The 12,106-nt window shown below is 72.8% G+C and carries 10 protein-coding genes; 2 read left to right on the forward strand and 8 right to left on the reverse strand.

The window, feature by feature from the left end:
• Nucleotides 1–63: 63 nt before the first annotated feature.
• From J7E97_RS33455 to J7E97_RS33480, 6 genes are all read right to left on the reverse strand, one after another.
• Nucleotides 64–2,202, reverse strand: a complete 2,139-nt coding sequence (locus J7E97_RS33455; RefSeq protein WP_215035078.1) for a 3-hydroxyacyl-CoA dehydrogenase NAD-binding domain-containing protein — start codon at nucleotides 2,200–2,202, stop codon at nucleotides 64–66.
• The gene (locus J7E97_RS33460; protein WP_215035080.1) at nucleotides 2,199–3,425 is read right to left on the reverse strand and encodes an acetyl-CoA C-acyltransferase; all 1,227 of its coding nucleotides are present in this window, start codon (nucleotides 3,423–3,425) and stop codon (nucleotides 2,199–2,201) included. The genes J7E97_RS33455 and J7E97_RS33460 overlap by 4 nt, the downstream gene beginning before the upstream one ends.
• Before the next feature lie 131 nt (nucleotides 3,426–3,556).
• Entirely contained in the window at nucleotides 3,557–4,351 is a 795-nt protein-coding gene (locus tag J7E97_RS33465; RefSeq protein WP_251055567.1) for a ferritin-like domain-containing protein, read from the reverse strand.
• 158 nt (nucleotides 4,352–4,509) lie between these two features.
• Nucleotides 4,510–5,817: a ribonuclease D gene (locus tag J7E97_RS33470; RefSeq protein WP_215035082.1), complete on the reverse strand. Its 1,308-nt coding sequence runs from the start codon at nucleotides 5,815–5,817 to the stop codon at nucleotides 4,510–4,512.
• 133 nt (nucleotides 5,818–5,950) lie between these two features.
• Nucleotides 5,951–6,613, reverse strand: coding sequence for a response regulator transcription factor (locus J7E97_RS33475; RefSeq protein ID WP_214956508.1), 663 nt, complete (start codon nucleotides 6,611–6,613; stop codon nucleotides 5,951–5,953).
• A 360-nt stretch (nucleotides 6,614–6,973) separates the two neighbouring features.
• Entirely contained in the window at nucleotides 6,974–7,636 is a 663-nt protein-coding gene (locus J7E97_RS33480; protein WP_215035084.1) for a DUF3000 domain-containing protein, read from the reverse strand.
• A gap of 91 nt (nucleotides 7,637–7,727) precedes the next feature.
• On the opposite strand from J7E97_RS33480, the gene hemE reads away from it, so the two are divergent.
• Nucleotides 7,728–8,792: a uroporphyrinogen decarboxylase gene (gene hemE, locus J7E97_RS33485; RefSeq protein ID WP_215035086.1), complete on the forward strand. Its 1,065-nt coding sequence runs from the start codon at nucleotides 7,728–7,730 to the stop codon at nucleotides 8,790–8,792.
• Between the two features lie 85 nt (nucleotides 8,793–8,877).
• Here the strand turns inward: hemE and J7E97_RS33490 are convergent, their stop codons facing one another.
• Together J7E97_RS33490 and J7E97_RS33495 are read right to left on the reverse strand one after the other, a co-directional pair.
• On the reverse strand, nucleotides 8,878–10,266 hold the full coding sequence (locus J7E97_RS33490) for an FAD-dependent oxidoreductase (RefSeq protein ID WP_215035088.1): 1,389 nt from the start codon (nucleotides 10,264–10,266) through the stop codon (nucleotides 8,878–8,880).
• A 63-nt stretch (nucleotides 10,267–10,329) separates the two neighbouring features.
• The gene (locus tag J7E97_RS33495) at nucleotides 10,330–11,481 is read right to left on the reverse strand and encodes a DUF4349 domain-containing protein (protein ID WP_215035091.1); all 1,152 of its coding nucleotides are present in this window, start codon (nucleotides 11,479–11,481) and stop codon (nucleotides 10,330–10,332) included.
• Nucleotides 11,482–11,638: 157 nt separating this feature from the next.
• Between J7E97_RS33495 and J7E97_RS33500 the strand changes: the two genes are divergently transcribed.
• Nucleotides 11,639–12,106, forward strand: a 468-nt coding sequence (locus J7E97_RS33500) for an FAD-dependent oxidoreductase (protein ID WP_215035094.1), incomplete at its 3' end; no start/stop codon positions are given.

Consider the following 12,106-nt stretch of genomic DNA (forward strand, 5'->3'; position numbering starts at 1 on the left):
CCCCGAATAAGCCAACAGCATCACCAGGTGTGCGGGGCTTTCGGTGTCCGTGCGAACTGTGCGTTACGCGGGAACGCTGGCCACGCCCGGGGCCAGGAACTTCTTGCCGTTCACGCGCTCCGAGACGCCCTCGCGGTCCAGGTACGGCGTGATGCCGCCCAGGTGGAAGGGCCATCCGGCGCCCGTGATGAGGCAGAGGTCGATGTCCTGGGCCTCGGCCACGACACCCTCCTCCAGCATCAGGCCGATCTCCTGCGCCACCGCGTCCAGGACGCGGTCGCGGACCTGCTCCTCGGTCAGGACGGTGTCGCCCTGGACGAGGAGGGCGGCGACCTCGGGGTCCAGCTCCGGCTTGAAGTCGTTCTCCGCGTTGTAGACGTAGAAGCCGCGCTTGCCGGCCTTGACCACGGCGGCCAGGTTCGGCGAGACGGTGAAGCGGTCCGGGAAGGCGCGGTTCAGGGTCTCGGACACGTGCAGACCGATCGCCGGGCCCACGAGCTCCAGCAGCACCAGCGGGGACATCGGCAGGCCGAGCGGCTCGATGGCCTTCTCGGCGGTGACCACCGGGGTGCCCTCGTCGATGACGTTCTGGATCTCGCCCATGAAGCGGGTCAGGATGCGGTTCACGACGAACGCCGGGGCGTCCTTGGTGAGGACCGCGGTCTTCTTCAGCTTCCGCGCGACACCGAAGGCCGTGGCCAGCGAGGCGTCGTCGGTCTGCTCACCGCGGACGATCTCCAGCAGAGGGAGGATCGCGACCGGGTTGAAGAAGTGGAAGCCGACCACGCGCTCCGGGTGCCGGAGCTTGGAAGCCATCTCCGAGACCGACAGCGAGGAGGTGTTGGTGGCGAGGATCGCGTGCGCCGGGGCGACCGCCTCGACCTCCGCGAACACCTTCTGCTTGACGGACATCTCCTCGAACACGGCCTCGATGATGAAGTCCGCGTCCGCGAAGCCCTCGGCCTTGTCCAGGACGCCCGTCACCAGGGCGGTCAGGCGGTTCGCCTTGTCCTGGTTGATGCGGCCCTTGCCGAGCAGCTTCTGGATCTCGGCGTGGACGTAGCCCACACCCTTGTCCACGCGCTCCTGGTCGATGTCGGTGAGGACCACCGGCACCTCCAGGCGGCGCAGGAACAGCAGCGCCAGCTGCGAGGCCATCAGGCCCGCGCCGACCACGCCGACCTTGGTGACCGGGCGCGCCAGCGCCTTGTCCGGGGCACCGGCCGGGCGCTTCGCGCGCTTCTGGACCAGGTTGAAGGCGTAGATGCCGGAGCGCAGTTCGCCGCCCATGATGAGGTCCGCGAGCGCGGTGTCCTCGGCGTCGAAGCCCTTCTGCAGGTCGCCGTCCTTGGCGGCCTCGATGATCTCCAGCGCGCGGTAGGCGGCCGGGGCCGCGCCGTGCACCTTGGAGTCGGCGATGAAGCGGCCGCGGGCGACCGCCGCGTCCCAGGCCTCGCCGCGGTCCACGTCGGCCCGTACGACCTCGGTGGTGCCGTTCAGCACGTTCGCGGTCCAGAGCAGCGACTGCTCCAGGAAGTCCGCGCCGTCGAACAGTGCGTCCGCGATGCCGAGCTCGAAGACCTGCTTGCCCTTGAGCTGGCGGTTCTGGTTCAGCGAGTTCTCGATGATCACCGAGACCGCGCGGTCCGCGCCGATCAGGTTCGGCAGCAGGGCGCAGCCGCCCCACCCGGGAACCAGACCGAGGAAGACCTCGGGCAGGGAGAACGCCGGGATGGCCTTCGAGACGGTGCGGTAGGTGCAGTGCAGGCCGACCTCGACGCCGCCGCCCATCGCCGCGCCGTTGTAGTACGCGAAGGTGGGGACGGTCAGCGCGGCCAGGCGCTTGAAGACGTCGTGGCCGCCCTTGCCGATGGCGAGCGCCTCGTCGTGCTTCTTCAGCAGCTCGACGCCCTTGAGGTCGGCGCCGACCGCGAAGATGAACGGCTTGCCGGTCAGGCCCGCACCGACGATGGAGCCCGCGAGGGCCTCCTGCTCGACCTGGTCGATCGCCGCGTTCAGGTTGGCGAGGGACTGCGGGCCGAAGGTGGTCGGCTTGGTGTGGTCCAGGCCGTTGTCCAGCGTGATGAGCGCGAAGCGCCCCGCGCCGAAGGGCAGGTCCAGGTGGCGGACGAGCGCGCGCGTGACGACCTCGTCCGGGAACAGCTCGGCCGCGCCCTTCAGGAGTTCAGTGGTGGTGCTCACTTGCTGTCTCCCTCGGCGGTGAAGTTCGGGTTCTCCCAGACGACCGTGGCGCCCATGCCGAAGCCGACGCACATGGTGGTCAGGCCGTAGCGGACCTGCGGCTGCTCCTCGAACTGGCGGGCCAGCTGAGTCATCAGGCGGACGCCGGAGGAGGCGAGCGGGTGGCCGAAGGCGATGGCCCCGCCGTACTGGTTGACGCGGGCGTCGTCGTCGGCGATGCCGTAGTGCTCCAGGAACGCGAGGACCTGGACCGCGAAGGCCTCGTTGACCTCGAAGAGGCCGATGTCGTCGATCGTCAGACCGGCCTGCGCGAGGGCCTTCTCCGTGGCCGGGATCGGGCCGTAGCCCATGACCTCCGGCTCGACACCCGCGAAGGAGTACGAGACCAGGCGCATCTTGACCGGGAGGTTGTTCTCGCGGGCGAAGTCCTCGGACGCGATGATCGCGGCGGTGGCACCGTCGTTGAGACCGGCGGCGTTGCCCGCGGTGACCTTGCCGTGGGTACGGAAGGGGGTCTTGAGGCCCGCCAGGTTCTCCAGGGTGGTCCCCGGGCGCATCGGCTCGTCGGCGGTGACCAGGCCCCAGCCCGTCTCACCGGCCGCCTCGTTGTTGTTGCGCACCGAGATCGGGACCAGGTCCTGCTGGATCTTGCCGTCGGCGTACGCCTTGGCGGCCTTCTCCTGCGAGCGCACGGCGTACTCGTCGGCGCGGAGCTTGGTGATCGTCGGGTAGCGGTCGTGCAGGTTCTCGGCGGTCATGCCCATGAACAGGGCGGACTCGTCGACCAGCTTCTCGGAGACGAAGCGCGGGTTCGGGTCGACGCCCTCGCCCATGGGGTGGCGGCCCATGTGCTCGACACCGCCGGCGAGGGCGACGTCGTACGCACCGAAGGCCACGCCGCCCGCGACGGCGGTCACGGCGGTGAGCGCACCGGCGCACATGCGGTCGATGGAGTACCCGGGGACGGACTGCGGGAGCCCGGCGAGGATTCCGGCCGTGCGGCCGAGGGTCAGCCCCTGGTCACCGATCTGCGTGGTGGCGGCGATGGCCACCTCGTCGATCTTCGCGGGGTCCAGGGCCGGGTTGCGGCGCAGCAGCTCCCGGATGGCCTTCACGACGAGATCGTCGGCGCGGGTCTCGTTGTAGATGCCCTTCGGGCCCGCCTTGCCGAACGGGGTGCGGACGCCGTCGACGAAGACGACGTCCCTGACGGTACGAGGCACGTTGGCTCTCCTCCAGGTGCGGGTGTGCACTGCTGCGCGGGGGGCGTGCCCATTGCTGAGCGCCCGCTCACCCCATCATGCTACTTGTCGGTAACCGGCATGCACAGCCCTCCCCGGAGGAGCGGCGAAGGTCACACTCCGCCGCTCCGCGGGGTACGGACCCGCTGCCCCGGCCGGGAGGCGGCGCGAAGGCCGCCGCGGGCGGTCCGCGCGGCCCCGTGCATGGCGGCCGCCATGGGGGAGGAGGCGCGGAGCGTGTCCGTGACGAAGGTGCGCCGGCGGACGCCCAGGGTGCGCAGCGCCGGTCCGTGGTCCACGGCGACCACCGCGGCGGCGCCGGTCAGCAGCGCCCGCCAGGTGAGCGTGGCCGCCCGCCGTGCGGGCGCGGGGAGCGGCGCCAGCGCCTCCCGCAGCCGCAGGCAGTGGAAGGGGACGTGGCGCTCCTCGTCGGCCAGGACGCGGCCGGCGACCTCCGACGCCAGCGGATCCGGGCTGCCGTCCCGCACCGCCCGGTAGTACCGCAGGGCCACCGCCTCCGCGAGCATCAGCACCAGCAGCTCCACCCGGAGCCCCAGCAGCCGCCGCAGCCGGACGAACGCCGTGTCGCTCCAGTGCCCGGCCAGGGTCCCCGCGCCCCCGGCGGCCAGCAGCAGGGCCAGCATCCGCGCGTGGTTCTGCTCCTCGGCCACGAAGAGCCGTACGGCCCGCGCGTAGACCGGATCGCCCGCGCGTTCGGCCTTGCCGATCAGTGCGGAGCCGTCCCCGTCCTCGCCGACCTGGAACCGCTGCAGGCTGCGTACGAGTTCCGGGGCGAGCGTGGCGCCCCGGCTCCAGTCCGGATCTCCCTCGGCGGCGCGCCGCTCCCGTTCGGCCTCGAAGTCGGCCAGCCACGTGTCGTGTCCCCACCCCTGTTTGATCACGTTCAAAAGCTAGCTGTCGTTGAGCGTGTTCAAAAGAAGCTCCCGGCGGCTGTGACGGAACCGGGACACGGCGGAGCCCCCGGCCGCGGGGCCGGGGGCTCTCGGTTCACGTGCGGGCGCGTCCCGCGCCGGGGGGCCGGTCGGTCGACCGGCCGGTCACCGCGTCACTCGGTCGTCGTCGCGGGCGGCGCCGGCGCCGTCGTCGCCAGGGCCGTGACCAGCGCCGTCGTGACCTGTTCGATCTGCCACGGGCGGGCGCCGTAGCCCGCCAGGGCCTCCGCCACCGCGTCGGCCTCCAGCCGCAGCGGCGGCTCCCAGCACAGCCGGCGGACCGTGTCGGGGGCGATCAGGTTCTCCTGCGGCAGGTTCAGGCCCTCCGCCAGTGCCGACACGGCCGTACGGGCGGCCGCCAGCCGGGCCGCGGCCGCCGGGTCCTTGTCGGCCCACGAGCGGGGCGGCGGCGGACCGGCCGGGGTGGCGCCCGGCTGCGGCAGCTCGCTCTCGGGCAGGTTCTTCGCCCGGTCCACGGCGGCCATCCACTGGTCCAGCTGGCGCCGGCCCATGCGCTGCCCGTATCCGGGCAGGGCGGAGAGCGCCTGGACGTTCAGCGGCAGGGCGAGGGCGGCCTCGACGATCGCCGCGTCGCCCAGCACCTTGCCCGGCGACACGTCGCGCCGCTGGGCGATCCGGTCGCGGGACTCCCACAGCTCCCGCACGACGGCCATCTGCCGGCGCCGGCGCACCTTGTGCATGCCGGACGTACGGCGCCACGGGTCCTTGCGGGGCGGCGCGGGGGGTGCGGCGGCGATGGCGTCGAACTCCTGGTGGGCCCATTCCAGCTTGCCCTGCCGGTCCAGCTCCTTCTCCAGGGCGTCGCGCAGGTCCACGAGCAGCTCCACGTCGAGCGCGGCGTAGCGCAGCCACGGCTCGGGGAGCGGCCGGGTGGACCAGTCGACGGCCGAGTGGCCCTTCTCCAGTACGTAGCCGAGGACCCCCTCGACCATCGCGCCGAGTCCGACCCGCGGGAAACCGGCGAGGCGGCCGGCGAGCTCGGTGTCGAAGAGGGAGGTGGGCGACATGCCTATTTCGCGCAGGCACGGCAGGTCCTGGGTGGCGGCGTGCAGGATCCACTCGGTACCGGACAGGGCCTCGCCCAGGGAGGAGAGGTCCGGGCAGCCCACCGGGTCGATCAGCGCCGAGCCCGCGCCCTCGCGGCGCAGCTGCACGAGGTACGCGCGCTGGCCGTAGCGGTAGCCGGAGGCGCGCTCGGCGTCCACGGCGACGGGGCCGGTGCCCGCGGCGAAGGCCGCGACCACCTCGGCGAGCGCCTCGGCGTCGGCGACCACCGGGGGGATGCCCTCACGGGGTTCGAGCAGGGGAATCGGCAGCCCATCGGACGAAACCTCGTCGTCCGGGGGGCCGCCCCCGGTGGTGGTGCGCAGGTCTGCTGCGGTTTCTTGGGCATCGGTCACCGGTCAAGGGTATCCGTGGATGCGACGCGCCCGTCGCCGGAACGTTCCGGCGACGGGCGCGAGGGGGAAGTGCGGACGTTTCCCCGGGTTCTCCGGGTGTTGGCCCGGGGTCCTCCGGGACGTATCGGCCGGTTCAGTGGATGATCCCGGTGCGCAGGGCGACGGCGACCATCCCGGCCCGGTCGCCGGTGCCCAGCTTGCGGGCGATCCGGGCGAGGTGGGACTTGACGGTCAGGGCGGACAGGCCCATCGAGACGCCGATGGCCTTGTTGGACTGGCCCTCCGCGACGAGGCGCAGGACCTCGACCTCGCGGCCGGAGAGCTCTCGGTAGCCGCCCGGGTGGCTCGGGGCACCCGGGGGGCGGCGGTGCATGCGGGCGGCGGCAGCGCCGATGGGGGCGGCGCCGGGCCGGGAAGGGAGCCCGATGTTGGTCCGGGTGCCGGTGACGACGTAGCCCTTCACTCCGCCCGCGAGGGCGTTGCGTACGGCGCCGATGTCGTCGGCGGCGGACAGGGCCAGGCCGTTCGGCCACCCTGCGGCACGGGTCTCGGACAACAGGGTGAGACCGGAGCCGTCGGGCAGGTGTACGTCGGCCACGCAGATGTCGCGCGGGCTGCCGATGCGTGGACGGGCCTCCGCGATGGACGACGCCTCGATCACGTCACGTACTCCGAGGGCCCACAAATGGCGGGTCACGGTGGAACGCACGCGCGGGTCGGCCACGACGACCATGGCCGTCGGCTTGTTCGGGCGGTAGGCGACCAGGCTTGCGGGCTGCTCGAGAAGAACGGACACCTAGGCCTCCTGGGGGAGTGGCGGGACGGCCGGCTCGGGGAAGTGAACCGGTGCGAACCGTGCGGATGGTCACTGACTCCTTCGGCACGTCACCCGCCCGGCTTTAGGGAATGATCACGATTTGGTGAGTAACAATTCGGGCAATTCGGACGCATGATCGATCATAGGGTGATCAGAAGCCCGCAACGGACGCCCCGTTCTGACACGCCGTTATGGGTTTGACCCTGCGTACGGCGTGTCCGGAGCCGGCGGGGCCGGGCAGGCCGCGGGGTCCGTGAGCGGCCGGTAGCCCGGCGGGGGCGTGTTAATGGGCCGGTACGGGCCATAGGGGCGCGTGGGGGCTCGCGGAGTCCCGCCGCACTACCCCTGCGGGTGGTGCGGGCCGCGCCGCTGCGGCAGGGAGACCACACCGGTCACCGCCTCCGTCGGCCCGACCGGCGGCAGGCCCGCGATCTGGCACAGCAGTTCGCACCACGCCGCCAGGTGTGCCGAGGTGTCCGGCACCCCGCCCACTCCCTCGCGAGGCGTCCACGAGGCCCTGATCTCGATCTGCGTCGCAGGCCGCCGCTCGCCGAGCCCGCCGAAGTAGTGCGAGGCGGCCATGGTCACGGTGCCGCTCGCCTCCCCGTACGTCAGCCCGCGCGCGTCCAGCGCCCCCGTCAGCCAGGACCAGCACACCTCGGGGAGGAGCGGGTCCACGGCCATCTCGGGCTCCAGTTCCGCCCGTACGAGCGTCACCAGCCGGAAGGTGCCCTGCCAGGCGTCGTGGCCCGCCGGATCGTGCAGCAGGATGAGCCGGCCGTCGGCCAGGTCCTCCTCGCCGTCCACGACCGCCGCCTCCAGCGCGTAGGCGTGGGGCGCCAGTCTCTGTGGCGGCTTGGTGGGGTCGATCTCGATCCCCGGCCGTAGTCTCGCCTTCTTCAAGCCGTCGACCGCCCGCCGGAACGGGAGCGGGACGGAGCTCTCCTTCGCGCTGTCCACACCGTCAGCGCCATCTGAAAATCGTCCCTGAGCCGCAGCCATGCGGGGAAGACTAGGCGGAACGGGCGCCCGTGCGCCGCAGGGACACCCGCGCCGGGCCGGGCACTTCTTCATACGTGCGAAGATTTGAGTCGTGAGCGCCAACACCCGCCCCACGGGCACGCCGAGCCAGACGTACGATTCCGCCTTCCTCAAGGCGTGCCGGCGCGAGCCGGTGCCGCACACCCCGGTGTGGTTCATGCGGCAGGCGGGCCGCTCGCTCCCCGAGTACCGCAAGGTGCGCGAGGGCACGCAGATGCTGGAATCCTGCATGCGGCCCGACCTGGTCACCGAGATCACGCTGCAGCCGGTCCGGCGCCACAAGGTGGACGCGGCGATCTTCTTCTCCGACATCGTGGTCCCGCTGAAGGCCATCGGCATCGACCTGGACATCAAGCCGGGCGTCGGCCCCGTCGTGGCCCAGCCGATCCGCCGCCGCGAAGACCTCGCACAGCTGCGCGACCTCACCCCTGAGGACGTCCCGTACGTCACCGAGGCGATCGGCATGCTCACGGGTGAACTGGGCTCCACGCCGTTGATCGGCTTCGCCGGTGCGCCCTTCACCCTCGCGAGCTACCTGGTCGAGGGCGGACCGTCCAAGAACCACGAGCACACCAAGGCCCTCATGTACGGGGACCCGGCGCTGTGGGCCGAGCTGCTGGACCGCCTCGCGGAGATCACCTCGGCCTTCCTGAAGGTCCAGATCGAGGCGGGCGTTTCGGCGGTCCAGCTCTTCGACTCCTGGGTCGGCGCACTGGCCCCGGCGGACTACCGCCGCTCCGTGATGCCGGCGTCGGCGAAGGTCTTGGAGTCCGTCGCCTCGTACGGAGTCCCGCGCATCCACTTCGGCGTGGGCACGGGCGAGCTCCTCGGTCTCATGGGCGAGGCCGGCGCGGACGTCATGGGCGTCGACTACCGGGTCCCGCTGAACGAAGCGGTGCGCCGCATCGGCCCCGGCAAGGCGCTCCAGGGCAACCTGGACCCGGCGGTCCTCTTCTCCACTCCGCAGGCCGTGCAGGCCAAGGCGGACGAGGTCCTGGCCGCGGCCGCCGGCCTGGAGGGCCACATCTTCAACCTGGGCCACGGCGTCCTCCCGACGACCGACCCGGACGCCCTGACCCGCCTGGTGGACTACGTCCACACCCAGACGGCCCGCTAGCGGTCCGGGCGCCCGCCGGGGGTCCGGGGGCTGGCCCCCGGGGAACGGTGAAAGGGCGGGTAGGGGCCAAGCCCGCAGGGCCGGGTTACACCCCCGCCGAGCGCACTGCCGCGACCGCCTTGCGGGCCGCCACCAGGATCGGGTCCCAGACCGGGGAGAACGGCGGGGCGTAGCCGAGGTCCAGGGCCACCACCTGCTCCACCGTCATGCCGGCCGTCAAGGCCACCGCGGCGACGTCGACGCGCTTCGCGGAGCCCGGGCCGCCGACGATCTGGACGCCCAGCAGGCGGCCCGTGCGGCGCTCCGCCAGCATCTTGACCGTCATCTCGGCCGCCCCCGGGTAGTAGCCCGCCGTGTTCGTCGAGCTGATCGTGGCGGTGACGAAGCGGAGCCCGACCGCCAGCGCGTCGCGCTCGCGCAGCCCCGTACGGGCGATCTCCAGGTCGCAGACCTTGCTCACGGCCGTGCCGACCACCCCCGGGAAGGTCGCGTAGCCGCCGCCCACGCCCGAGCCGATGACCTGGCCGTGCTTGTTCGCGTGCGTGCCCAGCGCGATGTGCCGCATCCGGCCCGACACCAGGTCCAGGACCTCCACGCAGTCGCCGCCCGACCAGATGTTCTCGTGCCCCCGCACCCGCATCGACAGGTCCGTCAGCAGTCCGCCCGACTCGCCCAGGGGCAGGCCCGCCGCGCGGGCCAGCGCCGTGCGCGGCTCCACGCCGATGCCGAGGACCACGACGTCCGCCGGGTACTGCGTGCCCGAGGTCGTGACCACCGCGCGCGCCCGGCCCTCCTCGTCGGTGAGGATCCTCGTCACCTCGGCGCCCGCGACCGTACGGATCCCCATGCCGTTCATCGCACCGTGCACCAGGCTGCCCATGTCCGGGTCCAGCGTGGACATCGGCTGTTCCCCCCGGTGCAGCACGGTGACCTCGAAGCCCCGCTCGACCAGCGCCTCCGCCATCTCCACCCCGATGTACCCGGCGCCCACGACCACCGCCCTGCGGCCGGCCGTCCGCTCCAGATCCGCCGCCAGGCGCTGTCCGTCGTCCAGCGTCTGCACGCCGTGCACCCCGTGCGCCCCGATGCCGGGCAGCCGGGGCCGGACCGGACGGGCGCCGGTCGCCAGGACGAGCTTGTCGTACTCCGTCCAGTACTCGCCGCCCGAGTCCAGATCGCGGGCGCGCACCCGCTGCCCCGCGAGGTCGAGCTCCACGACCTCCGTCCGCGTGCGCAGGTCGATGTCCCGCGCGCGGTGCTCCTCGGGCGTCCGGGCGATCAGATCGTCCGGCCCGGCGACCAGCCCGCCGATCCAGTACGGGATCCCGCACGCGGAGTACGAGGTGAAGTGCCCGCGCTCGAAGGCGGTGATCTCCAGCTCCGCCGGGCCCTTGAGCCGGCGGGCCTGTGACGCGGCGGACATCCCCGCCGCGTCCCCGCCGACCACCACCAGCCGCTCCGTGCCGTTCGCCATCGCCCGTACCGTCCTTCCCCGCCGCCGTCGCCTGCCGGGGTCACGCTACGGGCGAATGGGTGTTCAGTCCCGGACGTCTCCTTCCGGAGGGTTGGCCGGGGCCGCCGGGGACGGCGCCGGCGACGCGGCGGACGGCGACGCGGAGGACGGCGACACCGGGGGCGCCGGCCACAGCGGCCCGGTCTGCGCCGGGACCCGCCGCACCCGGACCGCGTCCGGCTTCTCCTTCGCCGGCCGCCACTTGCGGACCTGCCGGAAGACGACCAGCAGCACGGCGCCCGCCAGCAGGAAGGGAGAGGACGCCGCGAGCGCCATCAGCAGGAACTTGATCAGCGTCCCGAAGACGTACCAGCCGCCGAACAGGGCGTCCAGGAAGCCGGGCTCCTTCTCGGGTGCCTTCTCCCGCGCCTTCGCGGGCTCCGAGAACGTCAGCGTGATCGTGCCGAGCGAGGTCTGGTCCTTCAGCGCCGTCTGCTGCGCGAGCAGCGATTCCAGATCGGACTGCCGCTTGCTGAGCTCGGACTCCAGCGTGACGACGTCGGCGAGCCCCGACGCCTTCTCCATCATCTCCCGCACCCGGGCCACGCTCGCCTGCTGCGTCCTGACCCGGCTGTCGATGTCCGCGACCTTCTGCGTCACGTCCTGCGCCTCGACCTTGCGGTCGAGCAGCTTCCCGCTGCCCTCCATCGCGCCGAGCACCGCGTCGAAGCGATCACCGGGCACCCGCAGGGTCACGGTCGAGGTCATCACCCCGTCGGCGCCGCGCTTGGTGCTCTCGTTGCCCACGTACCCGCCGGCGTTCTCCGCCGCGGCCCGGGCCCCGGCCGTCGCCTTCTGCGCGTCCGCCGTCTCCATGCTCAGCGTCGCCGTGCGGATGATCTGGGTGCGTACCGGGTCGGCCGACCGGTTCTTGTCCGAGGACGGCGCCGGTGCGCCCGGCGCGGCCGGGGCCGCCGCCGGTCCCTGCCCTGCGGCCTCCTGCTGGCGCGGAGCCCCCGCGTCCGCCGCCGTCTTGCCGTCGCTCCCGGCCGAACAGCCGGCGAGGGCGAGGGCCCCCGCGAGCGAGAGCGCGGCCAAGGCGGTCGCGGGGCGCCGCCCGTAGCGTCTCGTTCGGTACCGGCTCGCTCCGCGCCGTCCCGCGGCGTGCTCTTCTCCGGCCTGCTCCTCTCCGGCGTGCTGCTCTGCGGAGTGCTGTTCTTCGCGCTTGGTGTGCATCGCTGGGTACCCCCGAGGAAGGACTGCTGCGCTCGTGTCGCCGTTGTGACGCACAGGGTCCCGCCCGGGTTTCGTACGCGCGGTCCCGAGGCGGTCCCGAAGCGGTCACGGTCAGGCCTCGGTGACCGGCCGGAGAGCGGTCTGAGACGATGTGTCCATGCAGGAAGCGGACAGGTGTACGGACACGCCCAAGGACAGGCGCAAGGACGCCCCCAAGGGCCAGTCGGCCCCGGCCGGGCACGTCCTCGTCATCGGCGGCGGGATCGCCGGCCTCGCGGCCGCCCACCGGCTGCTCCGCGACGGTGTCCGCGTCACCCTCCTGGAGGCCGGCCCGCGCCTCGGCGGCAAGCTGCGCGCGGGCGAACTGGCCGGCCTGCCCGTCGACCTCGGCGCCGAATCCGTGCTCGCCCGCCGCCCCGAAGCCCTCGAACTGGCCCGCGCCGTGGGCCTCGGCGAGGACCTGCAACCCCCCGCCACCGCCACCGCGCACCTGTGGACCCGCGGCGCGCTGCGGCCCATGCCGCGCGGCCACGTGATGGGCGTTCCCGGCGACGTGGGCCCGCTCGCGGCCTCCGGGGTGCTCTCCGCCGAAGGCCTCGCCCGGATCGGCGCCGAGGCCGGGCTG

This window comes from Streptomyces sp. ISL-66 (assembly GCF_018614135.1).
Classification (GTDB): Bacteria; Actinomycetota; Actinomycetes; order Streptomycetales; family Streptomycetaceae; genus Streptomyces.

Coding starts and splice junctions, on each gene's coding strand:
- J7E97_RS33480 (WP_215035084.1), bottom strand. CDS start 7,636: ATGGCTGCGGCTCAGGGACGATTTTCAGATGGCGCTGACGGTGTGGAC.
- J7E97_RS33490 (WP_215035088.1), bottom strand. CDS start 10,266: ATGGCGAACGGCACGGAGCGGCTGGTGGTGGTCGGCGGGGACGCGGCG.
- J7E97_RS33495 (WP_215035091.1), bottom strand. CDS start 11,481: ATGCACACCAAGCGCGAAGAACAGCACTCCGCAGAGCAGCACGCCGGA.